The 19,211-nt window shown below is 58.3% G+C and carries 18 protein-coding genes and 1 riboswitch; of the genes, 3 read left to right on the forward strand and 15 right to left on the reverse strand.

The annotated features are described in order from the left end of the window. Nucleotides 1-27: 27 nt before the first annotated feature. The 4 genes from AC2FLJ_RS17355 to AC2FLJ_RS17370 form a co-directional block, all read right to left on the reverse strand. Entirely contained in the window at nt 28-1,971 is a 1,944-nt protein-coding gene (locus AC2FLJ_RS17355; protein WP_496706995.1) for an AMP-binding protein, read from the reverse strand. 895 nt (nt 1,972-2,866) lie between these two features. Next, nucleotides 2,867-3,265 carry a (deoxy)nucleoside triphosphate pyrophosphohydrolase gene (locus tag AC2FLJ_RS17360; RefSeq protein ID WP_496706930.1) on the reverse strand — a complete coding sequence of 133 codons (399 nt, stop codon included), beginning with the start codon at nt 3,263-3,265 and terminating at the stop codon, nt 2,867-2,869. Then, nucleotides 3,262-4,488 (reverse strand): bifunctional glutamate N-acetyltransferase/amino-acid acetyltransferase ArgJ, encoded by a 1,227-nt coding sequence (argJ, locus tag AC2FLJ_RS17365; RefSeq protein WP_496706932.1) that lies wholly within the window; start codon nt 4,486-4,488, stop codon nt 3,262-3,264. The genes AC2FLJ_RS17360 and argJ overlap by 4 nt, the downstream gene beginning before the upstream one ends. Before the next feature lie 5 nt (nt 4,489-4,493). Further along, a complete protein-coding gene (locus AC2FLJ_RS17370; RefSeq protein ID WP_496706934.1) occupies nt 4,494-5,342 on the reverse strand; it encodes a peptidylprolyl isomerase in 849 nt (282 codons plus the stop codon). 176 nt (nt 5,343-5,518) lie between these two features. Between AC2FLJ_RS17370 and secA the strand changes: the two genes are divergently transcribed. The 3 genes from secA to AC2FLJ_RS17385 all read left to right on the forward strand — a co-directional run bounded on the left by secA (nt 5,519) and on the right by AC2FLJ_RS17385 (nt 10,844). After that, the gene (secA, locus tag AC2FLJ_RS17375; RefSeq protein ID WP_496706936.1) at nt 5,519-8,236 is read left to right on the forward strand and encodes a preprotein translocase subunit SecA; all 2,718 of its coding nucleotides are present in this window, start codon (nt 5,519-5,521) and stop codon (nt 8,234-8,236) included. Between the two features lie 100 nt (nt 8,237-8,336). After that, nucleotides 8,337-9,263 carry a hypothetical protein gene (locus AC2FLJ_RS17380; protein WP_472722539.1) on the forward strand — a complete coding sequence of 309 codons (927 nt, stop codon included), beginning with the start codon at nt 8,337-8,339 and terminating at the stop codon, nt 9,261-9,263. Between the two features lie 24 nt (nt 9,264-9,287). Beyond that, a complete protein-coding gene (locus tag AC2FLJ_RS17385) occupies nt 9,288-10,844 on the forward strand; it encodes a phosphate ABC transporter substrate-binding/OmpA family protein (protein WP_496706938.1) in 1,557 nt (518 codons plus the stop codon). Nucleotides 10,845-10,847: 3 nt separating this feature from the next. Here AC2FLJ_RS17385 and radC read toward each other — a convergent pair whose 3' ends face one another. The 11 genes from radC to thiD are packed head-to-tail and all read right to left on the reverse strand — an operon-like array spanning nt 10,848 to nt 18,997. Further along, on the reverse strand, nt 10,848-11,603 hold the full coding sequence (gene radC, locus AC2FLJ_RS17390; protein ID WP_496706940.1) for a RadC family protein: 756 nt from the start codon (nt 11,601-11,603) through the stop codon (nt 10,848-10,850). A gap of 35 nt (nt 11,604-11,638) precedes the next feature. Continuing rightward, on the reverse strand, nt 11,639-12,373 hold the full coding sequence (locus tag AC2FLJ_RS17395) for an ABC transporter permease (protein ID WP_496706941.1): 735 nt from the start codon (nt 12,371-12,373) through the stop codon (nt 11,639-11,641). Next, nucleotides 12,370-13,098, reverse strand: coding sequence for an ABC transporter ATP-binding protein (locus AC2FLJ_RS17400; RefSeq protein WP_496697521.1), 729 nt, complete (start codon nt 13,096-13,098; stop codon nt 12,370-12,372). The genes AC2FLJ_RS17395 and AC2FLJ_RS17400 overlap by 4 nt, the downstream gene beginning before the upstream one ends. Further along, nucleotides 13,095-13,769: a thiaminase II gene (gene tenA / locus AC2FLJ_RS17405; RefSeq protein ID WP_496697523.1), complete on the reverse strand. Its 675-nt coding sequence runs from the start codon at nt 13,767-13,769 to the stop codon at nt 13,095-13,097. The genes AC2FLJ_RS17400 and tenA overlap by 4 nt, the downstream gene beginning before the upstream one ends. Beyond that, nucleotides 13,766-14,701, reverse strand: coding sequence for an ABC transporter substrate-binding protein (locus AC2FLJ_RS17410; RefSeq protein ID WP_108860560.1), 936 nt, complete (start codon nt 14,699-14,701; stop codon nt 13,766-13,768). The genes tenA and AC2FLJ_RS17410 overlap by 4 nt, the downstream gene beginning before the upstream one ends. 20 nt (nt 14,702-14,721) lie before the next feature. Further along, complete coding sequence (locus tag AC2FLJ_RS17415) at nt 14,722-15,684, reverse strand: HesA/MoeB/ThiF family protein (RefSeq protein ID WP_496706944.1); 963 nt, start codon at nt 15,682-15,684, stop codon at nt 14,722-14,724. Then, nucleotides 15,681-16,277, reverse strand: a complete 597-nt coding sequence (locus AC2FLJ_RS17420) for a thiamine phosphate synthase (RefSeq protein WP_496697527.1) — start codon at nt 16,275-16,277, stop codon at nt 15,681-15,683. The genes AC2FLJ_RS17415 and AC2FLJ_RS17420 overlap by 4 nt, the downstream gene beginning before the upstream one ends. After that, nucleotides 16,274-17,038, reverse strand: coding sequence for a thiazole synthase (locus AC2FLJ_RS17425; RefSeq protein WP_496697529.1), 765 nt, complete (start codon nt 17,036-17,038; stop codon nt 16,274-16,276). Before AC2FLJ_RS17425 ends, AC2FLJ_RS17420 begins: the two co-directional genes overlap by 4 nt. 3 nt (nt 17,039-17,041) lie before the next feature. Continuing rightward, nucleotides 17,042-17,236, reverse strand: coding sequence for a sulfur carrier protein ThiS (gene thiS, locus AC2FLJ_RS17430; RefSeq protein ID WP_282170615.1), 195 nt, complete (start codon nt 17,234-17,236; stop codon nt 17,042-17,044). Next, on the reverse strand, nt 17,220-18,197 hold the full coding sequence (locus tag AC2FLJ_RS17435) for an FAD-dependent oxidoreductase (RefSeq protein ID WP_496706947.1): 978 nt from the start codon (nt 18,195-18,197) through the stop codon (nt 17,220-17,222). Before AC2FLJ_RS17435 ends, thiS begins: the two co-directional genes overlap by 17 nt. Beyond that, nucleotides 18,194-18,997 (reverse strand): bifunctional hydroxymethylpyrimidine kinase/phosphomethylpyrimidine kinase, encoded by an 804-nt coding sequence (gene thiD, locus AC2FLJ_RS17440; protein WP_496706949.1) that lies wholly within the window; start codon nt 18,995-18,997, stop codon nt 18,194-18,196. Before thiD ends, AC2FLJ_RS17435 begins: the two co-directional genes overlap by 4 nt. A gap of 45 nt (nt 18,998-19,042) precedes the next feature. Then, nucleotides 19,043-19,148: riboswitch (TPP riboswitch) on the reverse strand. Between the last annotated feature and the right edge of the window lie 63 nt (nt 19,149-19,211).

Consider the following 19,211-nt stretch of genomic DNA (forward strand, 5'->3'; position numbering starts at 1 on the left):
ACAGGTCGAGTGGCGCATGACCCGCCCTCATTCCGCCGCCACCTTGTGCTGCGCAACCGGCACGACCGGTGCATCGATAATCTCAAGCGTTGCGCTGATCGAACCCTTTCGCCCGTCCTCATAAGTCACTTCGGTCGTGGTCGAGATCTGCTTGGACCCGTCATAAAGCGCATCGATGATGTCACTGAACTTGTCCTCGACAAATCCGCGTCGCACCTTCCGCGTACGGGTCATCTCACCGTCATCCGCGTCCAGTTCTTTGTGCAGAACCACAAAGCGATGCACCTGACAGCCCGACAACATCTCATCAGCGGCTACAGATTTGTTCACCTCTTCGACATGGCTACGAATCGTCTCTAATACACGGGGATTCGCTGTTAGTTCCTGATAGGATGCATAGGCCACGTTGTTGCGTTCTGCCCAGTTCCCAACAGCCGTCAGGTCGATATTGATAAACGCGACGCAGCGGTCTTTGCCGTTTCCGAACAGGACAACCTCGAGGATATCGGGATAGAATTTCAGCTTGTTCTCGACGTATTTCGGCGCAAACATCGACCCGTCGGCCATTTTGCCGACGTCCTTGGCGCGGTCGATGATCCGCAGATGGCCCGAACTTTCCTCGATGAACCCCGCATCCCCAGTGGCCACCCAGCCTTCCGCATCTTTGGTCGATGCCGTGGAATCTGGGTTGTTGTAATACTCGACGAAAACACCGGGTGAGCGATAGTGAATCTCACCCTTGTCGTCGATCTTCAACTCAACGTCCGGGGCGGGCACACCAACTGTATCGGCGCGCACCTCACCATCCGGCTGAACGGTGATGAAAACCGTCGCTTCGGTCTGACCGTAAAGTTGTTTCAGGTTGATGCCGAGCGAGCGGTAGAAATCAAAAATCTCCGGCCCGATCGCCTCACCCGCCGTATAGCCAACGCGAAAGCGGCCATAACCCAGCGTATCCTTGAGTGGCCCGTAAACCAGCAGATTGCCCAGTGCATATTTCACGCGGTCGCCGAACCCCACCGGCTTACCGTCCAGCAGCAGCCCACCAACTTTCTTGGCATGCGCCATGAAGTGGTGGAACATCCGTTGCTTCAGTTTGCCAGCGTCCTCCATCCGGATCATCACATTGGTCAGCTGAGTCTCAAAAACCCGCGGCGGAGCGAAGAAATAAGTCGGCCCGATTTCGCGCAGATCGGTCATCATCGTGTCGGCGCTTTCGGGGCAGTTTACGCAAAAGCCGCACCAATAGGCCTGACCGATTGAAAAGATGAAATCGCCAACCCAGGCCATCGGCAGGTAAGACAGGATGTCTTCGTTCCGGTTCAAATGATCGAACTCGGCGGAGTTCTTGGCGCTTTCGATCACATTCCGGTTCGACAGCACCACGCCTTTGGGTTTACCCGTGGTGCCCGACGTATACAACATGACGCAGGTGCCGTCGTAATCGATCTCGGCAATCCGACGATCCAGTTCCGCATCAAAACGCGCATGACCGGCACTGCCCTCAGCCATCAGGTCGTCCAGCGCGTTCATCTGGCTGTGATCGTATTTCCGCATCCCCCGTTTGTCGGTGTAGAGGATGTGTTTGACCTGATGCAGGTTCTCCTGAATCTCGATGACCTTGTCGACCTGCTCCTGATCACCGCAGACGACGTATTTTGCGCCGCAATGATCCAGCACATAAGCCATCTCTTCGGCGACTGCGTCCTGATAAAGCGGCACCGGCACGGCACCCACCATCTGAGCCGCAACCATCGACCAGTAATGCGCCGGACGGTTGCGTCCGATCACGGCGATGTGGTCGCCTTTTTCTACGCCAAGTTCCAGAAAGCCCAGGGCAATCGAACGGACTTCCTTGGCCGTTTCGGCCCAGGTCCAGCATTGCCAGATTCCGAATTCCTTTTCCCGGTAGGCCGGGGCGTCCCCGAACTGGGTCGCATTGCGGTGTAGCAGCGCCGGAAGCGAGTGCATCCCTTCAGCGCCCGACTGCGTCTGAGCCAATCTCTTTCTCCTCCCCATCCGACCCCTCCTCCGAGCCGGAAATGGCAAACCCAAGGATCAACCCCGGACGCCAACGCCCCGATAAGGGACGCAGGAAAGATCAGCGTCAACTTTTTCCTGATGTTTTCTCAATTCTTACAAATTGTAACAGTGGAGGCGCGGTCAACCTCAATAGACTGAAAAACATACAAATCGCTTTGAATGAAAATTGGATACTGCAATCTCAATAAAGGCTTAGCCGCCTCGGACGTCTGTTTCGAGGAGATCGTTTTTTTGGTCTTTTTGGATTAATGCGTCAGTAGCGGAGTTTAGGGTCTAAAATTTCTTAGAAGATAAAAGGTTGATGAACGCCCACGACAACAAATGTCGATACCGCAATGACCATCGCAGAGGCGAAATACCTGAAACTATACTGTTTCTTTTCAGGCTTCATTGTCCACGTCGCCCACTTTTTCTGCAGGTCATCGTCAGTGGAACTTGAATCACTTTTCATAACATCACCATTCCAGCCAGTGCCATCTTTTAACGCAACCGTACCTGATCTGATCTTTGGGCAATTTTGCATATCTCTCTCAGGCAGGCACACAAACTTCTTTTCTACTCGCCATGAGTAGATTGAGATTGCACTATTAACGATTAATACAGAAGCAACATATCGTTCACGCTACATTCACATTCTCTTGGGCGAGGCGATGAACAAGTTCGTTCCTGCGTCAGATCTGGCATTCGGCTTGGCAGTGAGAACTCAGCTAAAAATGATCTACACGGTGAGTAGCTTGTGACGAGGGGCCTTACGCCATGTAAGATGATGCGAGCTAGACAGGCCTTTAAAAGTTTGACAGCAACAATCAATAGGCTGGCCGAATTACAACCAATCCCGCAAAATCGGGATCAGCGGTACATCCGCCGCAGGCATCGGGTAGTTCCGCAACTCATTCGCACGGGCCCATTTCAGCGCCTGACCTTCCTTGGATTGGGGGATGCCCTCCCACTTTCGGCAGGCAAACAGCGGCATCAACAGATGGAAATCGTCATAGCTGTGGCTGGCAAAGGTCAGCGGGGCGAGACATGAGGCCCAGGTGTCGATGCCCAGTTCTTCGTGCAATTCACGGATCAGGGCGGCCTCGGGGATTTCGCCGGGTTCGATTTTGCCACCGGGGAATTCCCAGAGACCGGCCATGGATTTGCCTTCGGGTCGTTGGGCCAGAAGCACCCGGCCCTCGATGTCGATCAGGGCGACAGCAGACACCAGTAAAGTCTTCACGAGCGATAATCCGCGTTTATCTCGATATAGCCGTGGGTCAGGTCGCAGGTCCAAACGGTGGATTTGCCTTCGCCCAACCCAAGATCAACCGCAATCACAAGGTCTTGACCTTTCATATAGGCGGCGGCGTCATCCTCACGGTAATCCGGGCTGACCCAGCCCTTTTCGGCAACCAGAATATCCCCGAAGGAAATGCTCAGCAGGTCGCGGTCAGCGGCGGCACCGGATTTACCGATAGCCATGACGATCCGGCCCCAGTTCGGGTCTTCACCAGCAATGGCCGTTTTCACCAGCGGTGAGTTGGCAATCGCCAGCCCATGCACCTTGGCGTCCGCGTCCGAGGCGGCGCTGGTCACGCTGATTTCCACGAATTTCGTGGCGCCCTCACCATCGCGCACCACCTGTTGCGCCAGATCCAGCATCACGCTTTCCAGCGCCTCGGCAAACGCCGCGTTGCCGGTGGCATCTACGCCCGAAGCTCCAGTTGCACAGAGCAACAGGCTGTCCGAGGTCGAGGTGTCGCTGTCGACGGTGATGCAGTTGAATGTCCGGTCGGTTTGGGCGCTCAGCATCGCCTGCAGGGCGGACTGTTCGAGCTGTGCATCGGTAAAGATGTAGACCAGCATGGTCGCCATATCCGGCGCGATCATGCCTGACCCCTTGGCAATCCCTGCAATAGAGACTGTCTTTCCGTCAATCTCGACCTGCACACTGGACCCTTTTGGAAAGGTATCCGTGGTCATGATCGCCCGCGCTGCGTCCTCGATCGCGTGTCGGCTGAGGCCCGCCTTCAACGCCTCAAGCTGTGCCACGATGCGGTCATGGGGCAGCGGCTCACCAATTACGCCGGTGGAAGAGGTGAAGACGCGTTCGACTGCAACGCCGGTCGCTGTGGACACAGCTTGCGTGACCTCGGCCACCGAGGTCTGGCCATAGTGACCGGTAAAGGCATTGGCATTGCCCGAGTTCACCAAAATCGCCGCAGGCCCATCGCTGGACCCGCCGATCTTGTCCTGACAGTCCAGCACGGGGGCTGCGCGTGTGGCCGATCGGGTAAACACCCCGGCCACAGATGTGCCCGGATCTAGAACCGCCAACATTACGTCGGTGCGGCCCTGATAACGCACGCCAGCCTCGACGGTGGCAAAACGCACACCGTCAATGGCAGGCAGATCGGGAAAACCCGCTGGCGCGAGCGGCGAAACCTTGGTGATCGCGGCCACTGGGGTTACTCCTGAATCAGGTCGATCTGACGGATGACTTCGGGGCCAACACCGTCCAAAGCAGGGCGTTCGATCTGCGACTGCTGCGTCAACTCGTCGATCTTGGCTTGAATCGCGTCCTGCTGAAGAGACTGAGCCAGCTGTTCACGTACGGCATCAAGCCCCGGCGCTTCGGATTTGCGTGTGTCGTTGAGAATGATCAGGTGCCAGCCGAACTGTGTTTGCACCGGATCCGAGATCTGGCCCTTTTCCAGCGCAACAACGGCGTTTTCGAATTCCGGAACCATCTGGCCCTTGCCAAACCATCCCAATGACCCGCCATTCGGACCCGATGGGCCGGTCGACTTTTCCTTGGCCGTCTCGGCAAAATCGCCGCCGTCATCCAGCAGGGTTTTGATTTCCTTGGCTTCTTCTTCGGTCGCTACAAGAATATGGCTGGCGTCGAACTCATCTTCGCCTTCGAAGTTGCCAAATTCCGCATCATAGGCTGCCTGAATTGACTCTTCGGTCACGACATCGCCCAGCAACGCATTTACTGTCTGCACCGCCCGCATGGACCGGCCTTCGTTTTCCAGTCCCAACTGGTTCAGCCGGTTCAGATCGTCCTGCTGCTGCGCCAGCAATTGCTGCTGGATCAATTGCTCGATGACGAATTCGTACAGAACATCATCTTCGACCTCGGAGTAATTCGGCGGCAGCGCCGCGACAGATGCGATAACGTGACCCAGTGTGATTTCATCCCCGTTCACATTGGCGACAACCGTATCCGCGTCCGGCTTGGTTTCGGCGGCAACCGGCATCGCCATCACGGCAGCCAGAGCCAGCGATGGCAGAAAAGTGAGGCCTTTGGGCATGGAATCATCCTATTTCTTTGCCGCGACGGGGCGTGGCGTTGACACTCTGGGACCTGCCGCTTACATCGCTTTGAAGCCTTGGACAGGGCCGCCTTTCATCCCCCGTATCTATGGGTTGCAAGCAAGGTGGGCAAGCCTGTCGCAACCAAGACAAGAACAGATCCGCTGGAGTGAACATGCTGGGACTCGGAACGCTCGCCAAAAAGGTGTTCGGAACACCGAACGACCGCAAGATCAAGGCGACCCGCCCGCTGGTCGAAAAGATCAATGCGCTGGAACCTGAGTTCGAAAAGCTGTCCGATGAGGGCCTGATCGAAAAGACCGCCGAACTGCGCAAACGCGCACTTGATGGTGAGGCGCTGGACGACCTGCTGCCCGAAGCCTTTTCCAACGTGCGCGAAGGTGCCAGACGCGCGCTGGGTCTGCGCGCCTTTGACGTACAGCTGATGGGCGGCGCGTTCCTGCATCAGGGCAATATCTCGGAGATGAAAACGGGTGAGGGCAAGACGTTGGTTGCGACCTTCCCCGCCTATCTGAACGCACTGACCGGCAAGGGCGTGCACGTGGTCACGGTAAACGAGTACCTGGCCAAGCGTGACGCCGAATGGATGGGCAAGGTGTTTGGTGCCCTTGGCATGACCACCGGTGTGATTTGGTCTGGTCAGCCGGACGCCGAGAAAAAAGCCGCCTACGCCTGTGACGTCACCTATGCCACCAACAACGAGTTAGGCTTTGATTATCTGCGCGATAATATGAAGGCGGAACTGGATCAGATTTACCAAAAATACCACAATTTCGCGATTGTGGACGAGGTCGACTCGATCCTGATCGACGAGGCGCGGACGCCGCTGATCATCTCGGGCCCTTCCGAGGACCGCTCGGACCTGTACACCACCATCGACGCCCTGATCCCGTCGCTACAGGACGACCATTTCTCGTTGGACGAAAAGTCCCGGAACGTGACCTTTACGGATGAGGGAAACGAATTCCTGGAACAACAGCTGAACGCCAACGGTCTGATCCCGGAAGGCCATACTTTGTATGATCCGGAAAGCACCACTGTCGTGCACCACGTCAACCAGGGTCTGCGCGCGCACAAGCTGTTTACACGTGACAAAGACTATATCGTCCGTGACGGCAACGTCATTCTGATCGACGAATTCACTGGCCGGATGATGCCAGGTCGCCGCCTGTCCGAAGGCCTGCATCAAGCCATCGAAGCCAAGGAAGGCGTGCAGATTCAACCTGAAAACGTGACACTGGCCAGTGTGACCTTCCAGAACTACTTCCGCCTGTATGACAAGCTGGGCGGCATGACCGGCACCGCGCTGACCGAGGCCGAAGAATTCGCCGAAATCTACGGTCTGGGCGTGGTCGAGGTTCCGACCAACAGGCCGATTGCCCGTCTTGACGAAGACGATCAGGTTTATCGCACTGCCGATGAGAAATACGGCGCGATGATCAATGAGACCAAAGAAGCGCAGGAAAAGGGCCAGCCGGTTCTTTTGGGCACAACCTCGATCGAGAAATCCGAACTGCTAAGCCAGCTGCTGCAAAAGGAAGGCATCGAACATAACGTTCTGAACGCCCGCCAGCACGAGCAAGAGGCACAGATCGTGGCCGATGCCGGCCGGTATGGTGCGGTGACCATTGCCACCAACATGGCTGGCCGCGGCACCGACATTCAGCTGGGCGGCAATGTCGAGATGAATGTGCTGCAGGCGCTGGCCGAAAACCCCGAGGCCGATCCTGCCGAACTGCGCGCGAAGGAAGAGGCCCGCCACGCCGAAGAAAAGGAAAAGGTTCTGGCGGCCGGTGGTCTATATGTCATGGCATCCGAACGTCACGAAAGCCGTCGGATCGACAACCAGCTGCGCGGTCGTTCGGGCCGTCAGGGTGACCCGGGCCGCACCGTGTTCTACCTGAGCCTCGAAGACGACCTGATGCGCATCTTCGGATCAGAGCGGCTGGACAAGGTTCTGACCACGCTGGGCATGAAAGAAGGCGAGGCAATTGTTCATCCTTGGGTGAACAAGTCGCTGGAACGCGCACAGTCCAAGGTCGAAGGTCGCAACTTTGACATGCGCAAAAACGTTCTGAAATTCGACGACGTGATGAACGACCAGCGTAAAGTGGTGTTCAGCCAGCGGCGCGAGATCATGTCTACCGATGACTTGTCCGAGATCGTCTCGGACATGCGCGAACAGGTGATCGACGATCTGATCGACGAACACATGCCGCCAAAAACCTATGCCGATCAGTGGGACACCGACGGCCTTCACGAGGCGATCAAGGAAAAGCTGACCATCGATGCGCCCGTACAGGACTGGGCCGCCGAGGAAGGCGTCGATGATGAACAGGTGCGCGAGCGTCTGGTCAATGCTGCCGATGAGATGATGGCGCAAAAGGCAGCGGCCTTTGGTCCCGAAAATATGCGCAACATCGAAAAGCAGGTTCTGCTGCAGACGATCGACAGTAAATGGCGCGAGCACTTGCTGACGCTGGAACATCTGCGCTCGGTCGTTGGATTCCGCGGTTACGCCCAGCGCGACCCGCTGAACGAATACAAGAACGAGAGCTTCCAGTTGTTTGAATCCATGCTCGACAGTTTGCGCGAAACCGTGACTCAGCAATTGTCGCGCGTCCGTCCGCTGACCGAAGAGGAACAGCGCGAGATGCTGGCACAGATGCAGGCACAGCAAGCACAGGCACAACAGGCAGTGGATCAAGCCACCGATAAGGCCGAAGCACTGGCCGAAGCTCAGGCTTCAGGCGATGCACGCCCCGGCTTTGTCGAAGACGATTCCTCGACTTGGGGGAACCCGTCGCGCAACGATCTCTGCCCGTGTGGATCGGGCAAGAAATTCAAACATTGCCACGGCCGACTGACCTGACGTCACCTTGATCAAAACACATTGAGTCCGTTTCACGGCCACATATTGGCCGTGATTCAACTTCAGGATGCGACTCGCTCCTTCAACTGGGGAGGGTGTTTTGTTTGTAATAAAGAATTACGTGACCACTGGCGGCACCGTCGCTTGTGCCTTAGCCATTGGTTACCTGATGCAAAATGGATCGCCAGCGCAATCGGATGGCGCGCAGGCTCCTGTAACTGTGGCTGCCGCCAATCAGTCCTCGGTGATTGCCGGGCTGGAAGGAATTGTTCTGACCTCCTCGCTCCCGGCCGCTGATGCAACCACCGACATCAAGGCATCGCGGCGAGCCCTGCAACCCGCCCGATCGACCCCCTCTGATCAGAAAAGCTGCACTCTCAGTGCCCGCGCAAAATCCGTCCCCGGCGCTGCGGCGCGCCTGACCGTCAAAGCCCCCTGCCACGGCAATGAACGGATCGAAATCCATCACAGCGGACTAACAGTTACCCAACGAACGGACAAAAACGGCGCTTTGGATCTGACGATCCCGGCCCTGTCGGAATATGCGATCTTTCTGATCTCGGTAGATGATCAGACCGGGACCGTAGCCACCACTCACATCCCCGACCTGGCCAACTACAACCGCATCGCACTGCAATGGCAGGGTGAGACAGACCTGCAGATCCATGCGCTGGAATTTGGGGCCAGCTATGGAACCGCCGGACATGTATCGTCGAACCCTGACGCGAAAGGTGCGGGTAAGGTCGTGCATCTGGGCCAACAGGCGTTCGGCGACGCGCAGAATATCGAAATTTATTCCTTCCCTGCAGGCGAAGCCAGCCAGACCGGTTCGATCGAACTGACGGTGGAGGCCGAAGTGACCGAGGCAAATTGCGGCCGGGATTTGGCCGTTCAATCACTCGAGCTGCGTGGCGATCGCCGCCTGCGGTCGCGCGATTTGACGCTGCCCATGCCGGATTGCACGCAGGACGGTGATTTTCTGGTGTTGAATAATCTGCTCCAAGACCTGACAATCGCGGCAAATTAAACCGCAGGCAGGCTCGACTTTCTTATGACATTTTTTCGTGTGGCAGTGGCCACACTGATTTCGGTGACTCTGGCGTCATATGTGCACGCACAGGATATCACGCTGACCTCGCAAGACGGCAAGGTCGAGGTCACAGGCAACCTGCTGAGCTTTGATGGCGAGTTCTATCGCGTGGATACGCAGTTCGGTGAGCTGACAGTGGATGGGTCGGGTGTGACCTGCGAAGGACCCGCCTGCCCCAACCTTACGGATTTCGTGGCCGAGGTTCGGTTCTCTGGTTCCTCCGTCATGGCGGAAAAGGTACTGCCGGCCCTGATCGTTGGTTTCGCCCAGCAAGAGGGGATGTCGGCGACGCCGCAGCGTTTGGATTCGGGCGCATTCACCTACGAGCTTCACCAGACCGGGCGCGATGCTCCTTTGGGACGGTTCTATTTCGCCCCCAACAACACAGGTAGCGGCTTTGCGGATCTGATCGCCGATGAGACCGATATCGTCATGGCACTGCGTGAAATTCGCCCATCGGAACAGGAGGCTGCGCAGACCGCTGGTCTGGGTGATTTGGCAGATGCAAGGCGTTCCCGGGTCATCGCGCTGGACGCGCTGGTCCCAATTGTGGCCCGGGAAAACCCGGCGCGGCAAATTTCGCCCGCGGAACTGATGAGCGTGTTTTCCGGCGAGATCCAAAACTGGTCTGAATTAGGAGGACCCGATGCGCCCGTTTCCCTGCACTTACCAGACGCCGGTTCAGGTTTGGCGCAAGGGGTTGAGGATCGGTTGCTGGCCCCCGCTCAATCCACGCTGGCCGAGGGAATCGTCCGTCACACCCGTAGCAGCGATCTGGTTCGCGCTGTTGCTGATGACCCTTTTGCCATCGGTATCGCCAGCCATGCCGAGGTCGGGCCTGCCCGGGGCCTGCCTTTGACCGGCGGTTGCGGTCACGCGCTGACCGCAACGCGGCAATCCATCAAGACCGAAGACTATCCGCTGACATCGCCGATGTTCCTGTATCTGCCGGAAATCCGCCTGCCCCGCATCGCACGGCAATTCCTGGCCTATTCGCAAAGCGCCGAGGCACAGATGGCGATCCGCGATGCCGGATTTGTGGATCAAGAACCCGAAACCATGCGGATGGGGTTGCAAGGGGATCGTCTGGCCAACGCAGTGGTTTCAGGTGGTGCCGAGGTCGGGTTGGAAGAGTTACAGCGCATGATCGACACGCTGCGCCCACAATCGCGCCTGTCTCTGTCGTTCCGTTTCGAGGCCGGTTCCTCCAGACCCGACGCGCAGTCACGTTCCAACATCCGGCAGTTGGCCCACGCCCTCGAAACCGGGGCTATCGACGCCCGTAAGCTCACTTTTGTGGGCTTTAGCGACGGCGAAGGCGCGGCCACAGCCAATGCAAGGATCGCATTGCTGCGGGCAAAAACCGTGCGCAACGCGGTGCTATCGGCGGTAGAAACAGCCATTCCGGATAGCGTCGAGATCGCCGTGGACGCATTTGGCGAGGCGATGCCTATGGCCTGTGATGACACGGACTGGGGTCGCAAAGTCAATCGTAGGGTCGAGGTCTGGGTTCAGTAACCCTTACAAATAGCCCTCGGACCGAAAGCTCAACTCATTCGATTTGCCAATAATCAGATGGTCATGCAGCGTCAGGCCCAGCGCGACGCAGGCATCCTGAATTCGGTTGGTCATATCGATATCCGATTGCGAAGGTGTCGGATCGCCCGATGGGTGATTGTGTACCAAGATTAGCGCCGAGGCATTCAGCTCCAGCGCGCGTTTGGCTACCTCACGCGGATAGACGGGAACGTGGTCGACAGTGCCTTTGGCCTGTTCTTCATCCGCGATAAGTACGTTCTTGCGGTCAAGGTAGAACACGCGAAACTGCTCAGTCTCGCGATGCGCCATCGTCGTATGGCAATAATCCAGCAGCGCGTCCCAGCCTGATACGACGTGCCGTTGCATGACCCGCGAGCGGGTCATCCGATGGGCACACGCTTCAAGGATTTTCAGGTCGGTGATCACCGTATCGCCTACGCCTTTGATTTGCCGCAGCCGTTCTTCGGGTGCGGTCAGCACGCGGTTAAAGTCGCCAAACGTATCCATCAGCGCACGGGCCAGGGGTTTGACATCCTGCCGGGGGATCGAGCGGAACAGGGCAAGTTCCAACAATTCGTAATCCGGCATTGCCGCCGACCCACCAGACATGAACCGTTCGCGCAAACGTTTGCGGTGATCTTTGATATACGACGGCAAGCGACCAGACGGCAGCGGTTGCACCGGGGCTTCGTCGGTTTCAAACAGCATCGGGGCTTCGGCAAAGGCGTCCTGAGTCATGGGACCACCGTGCCGCAGAATCGGTTTCTGAATAGTTAACGCATCTCACCCGCAATGCCTGCAGTTGCCCGTCGGACAACCATGTGCAACAGGATCGAAAACACCCCCAGAGTCAGCATCGCCGCAAACATCAAATCGGTTTTGGCCCGCCCATTGGCTAGCAGCATTAGGTACCCCAATCCTTGCGACGACCCGACCCATTCGCCGATCACCGCTCCGATCGGGGCATAGACGGCCGCCAGCCGCATGCCCGAGGCCAGCGACGGCAAGGCTGCGGGAATACGAATGTGCCACAACACCGCTCGCGGGCCAACCTGCATCGTGCGCGCAAGGTCCAGATATCCGGGTGGGGTCCGCATCAAGCCGTCAAAGAAGGACGAAGTGATCGGGAAATAAATAATCAATACCGCCATCGCGACCTTGGACCATAGACCGTAACCCAACCAAAGGGTCAGCAAGGGCGCCAGCGCGAAGACCGGCAACGCCTGCGTGAACACCAGCATCGGCTGCACCAGCACCCGCGTGGCGCGGGAATTGGCCAGTTGCAGCGCGGTAACGACCCCCAATACCGTCCCGCAGGCCAGGCCGATTATGACCTCAACGGCCGTGACCCATGTGTGTTCAGCAATGATCCAGCGGTTTTGCCACCAGGTCTCAGCCACCAAAGCGGGGCCCGGAAGGATGAATTTCGGAAGGCCGGTTGCCGAGACGATTGCCTGCCAGATTGCCAACGCGAACAGAGTGGCGGCAAGGCCCGACAGCAGTTTCATGCCGCCTCCTCCCGCAACAGCAGCAGTAGCGCGCCTTGCGTTTCCAGCGTTTCCAGATCGTCCACCTTGCGCGGGGCCGGTGCATGTGGGGGCTGGCAGGGCGTTATGCCGTTCTGCGTCATGACCACGATGGATTGACCCAACCGCGCAGCCTCGCCCGGATCATGGGTGACCAGCAGAACAGTTCGGCCCTGTAACGCTTCGGCCGCAAGGTCCTGCATATCCGCGCGGGTGCGGGCGTCCAGGGCCGAGAACGGCTCGTCCAGCAGAACGATGGGCCGATCCTCCATCAACGTGCGGGCCAGAGCCACGCGCTGACGTTGCCCACCAGAGAGTTCGCCAGGCTTCTTGGCCATATGATCCTGCAGGCGCATCCGTTCGATCAGCTGATCACGGCGGCGCAAATCTGGCTTTTCTCCGCGCAACCGCGCACCCAGCAGGACGTTCTGCGCCACGGTCGCCCAAGGCAACAACAGATCGTCCTGCGCCATGTAGGCTACCCGCTCCCGCACAGATTGCCCGTCACTGGCGGTAATCTGACCGGTGAACTCTGCGCCAGTGTCCAAGCCAGCAATCAGGCGCAGAATGGTGGTTTTGCCGACCCCCGATCCACCCAGCAGACACGTCCACCGCCCTGCTGCAAGCGTCAGGGTCAACCGCGCGAACAATAACGCGTCGCCAATCGCAGCCGAACCACGGACGGTCAGATCGGGGGCTGAGGTCATGGGGTCAGGCCCATTTGCCAAAAATTGACCTCTAACTCGGTCGCGGTACGGAAGGTGTGGCACAGACGAGTCCAACGCGGGGATGCTTCGAAATTCTCGCCAATACGCCTCGTTAGAGCCATATCCAACAATTCTCCAACCGCCACGCAAGCATCTTGGTAGTCATCGCTGGCATAGGTGGCGATCCAATCGCGATAGGTGTCAGACGTCGCCTCGGTCGCCAGTCTTGTGCCAATCTCACCATAGCCCATCACACAAGGTACCAAAGCCGCCAGCAGATCAAGTAGATCGCCGCTGTACCCAGCCTCTAGCACGAAACGCGTATATGCCAAGTTCCCGGCACGTTCCGGCGTGGCAAACAGCTGGTCCTGCGGGATGCCTTCGGCCTCGCAGATCCCGATATGCAGCTTCATCTCTTCGCTGATCAACCCGTTCACGGTGCGCGAGGCTGCCAGCATTTCCTCATGCGTTTCCGACTTCACAACCGCCAGCGCCCATGCGCGAGAGAAATGAATCAGGAACACATAGTCTTGCCGCAGATAGTGCAGAAACGCCGCGCGCGGCAGTGAGCCGTCCTTCATCCCTTCGACAAAAGCGTGGCAGGTGTAATCCTGCCACGGCCCCTGCGCCGCCTCACGCATCAGCGCGAATGCTTTGCCATAGTCGCTCATTGCACGGTCACATCTACTGAGATGTCGCTGACCGGATTGATGCTGTCGATCATGCCGCTGTCTTTCAGGAACGCCTCGAAACGGGCATAGCGACCTGCATCAAAGCCCGCCGGGCGCAGCGCGAAGCGGGGCAGTGTATCCACCCAAGCGCGCGCGTTCAGTTCATCCTGCAGTTCGGGTGAGGTGGCGGCAAAGATATCCCAGCTTTTTTCCGGGTTGTTAACGATGAACTGGGTCGCCTTTTCGGTCGCAGCCAGGAAACGGGCGACCTTGTCGGCATCCATCGTGTCGGGATTGGCGACATAGATCAGCTCATCATAAGACGGTACCCCTTCTTCCTCGATGTAGAAACAACGGCCCGCGACGCCTTCGATGTCCATCTGGTTCAGCTCAAAGTTCCGGAAGGCACCGATCACCGCATCCACCTGTCCCGTCATCAGCGAGGGCGACAGCGAGAAATTGACGTTGACCATCTCAATATCATCCAGCGCGACATCATGGGCGTTCAGCATGGCGCCCAGAACGGCCTCTTCAACGCCCGCGACCGAGAAGCCGATTTTTTTGCCCTTGAGGTCGGCGAGCGTTTTGATCGGACCGTCCTGTAGCACCAGCAGGCAGTTCAACGGCGTCGCGACCAAGGTGCCGACGCGCTTAAGCGGCAGACCCTCATGGATTTGCAGGTGAAGTTGCGGCTGGTAGGAGACCGCCAGATCGGCTTGACCGGCGGCAACCAGACGCGGAGGGGCCGATGGATCCGCGGGTGGCACAATCTCAATCTCCAGCCCCTCGTCGGCAAAGTATCCGTTCTCTTGCGCCACGATGATGGGCCCGTGGTCGGGGTTAACGAACCAGTCCAGCAGAACGGTCATCTTGTCTTCGGCCCAGGCCGGCGCAGCGGCCAGCAGGGCAATTGCTGTCATCAGCTTTTTCATATCTCGCGTATCCTTTTCGTTCACGAGGTTGAGGCCGCGACGAGAACGATCTCGCCCGGCCAATCCGGTTGCAATTTTTCGGCAGCACGCCACGCACGCAGGCCGGTTGAACAGCAAAGTGCCAGCCTTTTCCCTTTATTAGGCTCTATTTTTACCAATTCAGAAGACCCGCGGAACGCTTTGGGATGAATGGGTTCAGGGGCCTCATCCGGGCTGCGCAACTCGATGATCAGATCATCCGTGGTCAGTTGGCAGACCGACACAAACGGGAAGTGATGGTTGGGCTCGGGCGCATCGTCAAAGCGGAACGTTGTGCTTCGCATCGTTCGGGCATCGAACTGTACCATCTGCCCCAAGGGCGAAGGGTCCAGCCCGAGAATAACGCTCAGCGCCATTTGCGCCTGCATTGCGCCAATCATTCCGACGACGGGACCCAACACACCGGCGGTGGCACAGCTTGCACCACTGCCCGGCGCGTCGGGAAAAACCGCCCGCAAAGATGGGGCACCGCCGCAGAAACCGGCGACATAACCGGACAACCCCAGGACCGAGGCGCTTATCAACGGTTTGCCAAGCGCGCGACACGTGTCCGACAACGAATAGCTTGCAGCATAACTGTCTGCGCAATCGAGAATGACGTCGGCTTGTGAGACAAAGCGTTGCGAATTTAAGTTGGTTAGAGCCTGATTTTTCGTGGAGATTGTAATTTCAGAGTTTAAGGCCTGACACCGCTCAGCCGCGACTTCGGCTTTGGGGCGACCACAGTCCCCCTCCGCAAACAAGGTCTGGCGATGGAGGTTCGACAGGGCGACCTCATCGCGATCCATGATGGTCAAATGCCCGACCCCGGCCCCAGCAAGCAAAGGCAAAACCGGCGCTGCCAGCCCCCCGGCCCCCACCACAAGAACCCGTGCGTCGGATAAGCGGGCTTGTCCACGCGCGTCGACCTCCGGCAAGATCATCTGACGGGCGTAGCGGCTCATGTGGTGACCTCGATCCACGCACGTACGCGGGCTTCTGGGTCTGCATTCAAGGTGATGTCTGTCACGACTGAGACAATGTCCGCCCCGGCCTGCAACACACCCGGCACGCGCTCGACACTCATCCCGCCAATACCGACCAAAGGGACTTCCCCCACGCGCGCTTTCCATTCAGTGACACGCGGCAGGCCCTGTTGTTTCCATTTCATCTTTTTCAGGATCGTTGGGTAGACCGGCCCAAGCGCAACATAGTCGGGGCTCATGGCCAGAACACGCTCAAGCTCGTCATCGTCATGGGTCGAGACACCCAGTTTCAGCCCTGCGCGTCGGATCGCCTTCAGATCTGCGTCATCCAGATCCTCTTGTCCCAAATGAATCCAGTCGCAGCCTGCGTCGATGGCAACCTGCCAATGGTCATTCACCACCAGAACAGCGTCATGCGCACGGCACAGATCCCGCGAAACCGCGATCTGTTCGCGTACGACCTTGTCCGGCTGGTCCTTGATCCGGAGCTGAACCAGCTTCACGCCCAAGGGCAGCATCCGGCGCAGCCAGTCGGAATGGTCGAAGATTGGATAAAACCGGTCGAGGTTCATGACAAAAACGCCTTTCCAATAACAGGGGTCGAGGGTTCGGCCATATCGCGCGCTTCGATCGGGTCGGCCTGATAGGCCAATCGCCCGGCCTCGATGGCCAGCTTCATCGCCTTGGCCATTGCGGCGGGATCGCCGGCCCGTGCCACCGCGGTGTTCAGCAGAACGGCATCATACCCAAGCTCCATCGCATGTGCGGCGTGGCTGGGCAGGCCGATACCAGCGTCAATCACCAGTGGTATTTCGGGAAACTCAGCGCGCATTGCGCGCAGGGCGTATTCGTTGTTCAGACCGCGGCCCGAACCAATCGGGGCCCCCCAAGGCATCAGAACTTCACACCCTGCCGCCAAAAGGCGCTCACCCACGATCAGGTCGTCCGTGGTGTACGGAAACACCTCGAACCCGTCTTCGCTCAGAATGCGCGCGGCCTCGACTAATTGGAACACGTCGGGCTGCAGGCTGTCGGTATGCCCGATCAGTTCCAGCTTGATCCATTTGGTGTCAAACACCTCTCGCGCCATATGAGCGGTGGTCACAGCCTCTTTCACCGTATGGCAACCTGCTGTGTTGGGCAGGACAAGAACGCTCAGATCGCGGACCATCTGCCAAAAGGTTTGTCCTGCGCCTGCTTCGCGTCGCAAAGATACGGTGGCCACCCCGGCCCCGCTGTCCCGAAATGCCTGTTCCAAGATTGCAGGGCTTGAATATTGCGCTGTGCCCAGCATCAACGGGTTCGACAGAGGTGTGCCATAGAACGTCTTCATCGTTCAGCCCCCCTGCATCGGGGCGACGACTTCGATCCGATCGCCATCCTTGATATTGCGAGCTTTGCGCAAGCTTGAGGGCACAAAACCCTCGTTCACAGCCGTCGCCACCCGGCCCGAAAACCCACATTCCTGCAAAAGATCGGCAAGAGTTCCGGCCTGCACCTCGCGCATCTCGCCATTAAGTACGATCTTCATCAACCATCTCCGAATGTTTGTTGTCCAACGCCAGGTCAGCCACGCCCTTTGCCAGTGCAGGGGCCAGCAGGTAGCCGTGGCGGTAGAGGCCGTTGGCGTAGATTGTCGGTCCCAGTCGTCGAATACGCGGCAGGTTGTCGGGGAAAGCGGGGCGCAGATCGACACCGATTTCCAACACTTCAGCCTCACCAAAGGCGGGGTTCAGGGCGTAGGCTGCGCTCAGCAACTCAAGCATCGAGCGTGCGGTAATTCGGCTGCTGTCCTCGGATTCGATCATTGTTGCGCCCAGCATGTAGACGCCGTCGCCGCGTGGAACGATATACAGCGGCACGCGTGGATGAAGCAGGCGTATAGGCCGGGTCAGTGTCACGTCTGGGCACCGGATCACCAGCATCTCACCCTTCACGCCGCGCAAGTCCTGCAGGTATTCGCGCGCGTGTAGACCACGGCAATCAATGGCGTTGTCCAATTCCGTCGGCGCGCGCGCATGATGGAATTCAACACCGTGATCCTGAAGCTGGTGTGACAGATCCAACAAGGCCTGACGCGGGTTCAAATGGGCCTCGGCATCAAAGTAGAGACCCTTTCCGAAACCGTGAAGATAAGGCTCTAATTGGGCAATTTCGCCGGTATCAACTTCGGAAAACCCCTCAGTTCTGCGGGCGAAACGACGTAGATCCGGCAGGTCCCGTGGGTTGGCAACAACCAGTGTGCCGCGCCTGTGGACCTGAGTTCGCTTGGCCCACCAGTCGATTGCCAATTGCCCCAGACGCAGGACAGGTTCCTCCGCGTTTTCATACTCGCACCACGGTGCCAACATTCCGCCCGCGCACCATGAGCAGCCATGCGGCCCCGGTGCACCGCCGGGATCGAACACCTGAACCTTGGCCCCGCGCGCGACAAGTTCGGACGCGACGGCCAACCCGGCCACACCTGCCCCTATGATCGACCAGACGGTCACGCGGGCCAAACCTGATGGAAGTGATGAACAGGTCCGTGACCTTGCCCGATGTTTAAAGCATCGGCCTGAGCGATGGCGCCCTGCAGATAGTCATGTGCTTGCGCTACGGCCTGGGGCAGCGAAAGGCCCTTAGCCAACCCGGCCGCTATGGATGAGGACAGGGTGCAGCCGGTTCCGTGGGTGTTGCGGGTCTGTCGGCGCGGCGCTTGAAACTGAGCAATCACGCCCGAATGTGAGATCAATATGTCATGGCAGATGTCACCCTTGCCGTGACCGCCCTTCATCAGAACCGCACCAGCGCCAAGTGCACACAGATCTTGCCCTTGTGCGATCATCTGTTCGAGGCTGTCCGCAGACTCAGAGCCCAGCAGACAAGCTGCTTCGGGCAGGTTTGGCGTTAACACGGTCGCGCGTGGCAACAATACGTCGCGCAGGGTTTGCACCGCCTCTTCTGCCAGCAACGCATCGCCGGATTTCGCAATCATGACCGGATCCAAAACTACCGGCCCGTCAAATTCGGCGATACTGTCTGCGACACATTGGATTATCTGAGGGGTCGCCAGCATTCCAATCTTGATCGCGCCAACATCCAGGTCGGTCAGAATAGCCTCGATCTGGGCTGCAATGACGTCCACAGGGATGCCATGCACCGCCGTAACTGCGCGAGTATTCTGCGCCGTCACTGCGGTAATCACACTGGCACCATAGACGCCAAGCGCCGACATGGCCTTGAGGTCTGCCTGAATTCCGGCCCCTCCGCCGCTGTCAGATCCTGCGATTGTTAAGGCAATGGGTGCCATGTCGTTGCTCCGGTTCAAAATGGGCAACGGGCATGGAAAACGTCTAAGCACTATAAGACCGTTCCCTACGCCGGTATTGCCCGGATCAGGTTCGATGGGTTAGCGCGTTCACGCCTCTCAGCCCCCAAACAGGGCACCCCAACGGTTGGGGCGACACTCTCAGGGGATGGCGGGGGAATCAAGGGCCAATTTTGATGCAGATTACGGTCAAACT

It is taken from the genome of Ruegeria sp. CDSA034 (assembly GCF_059612275.1).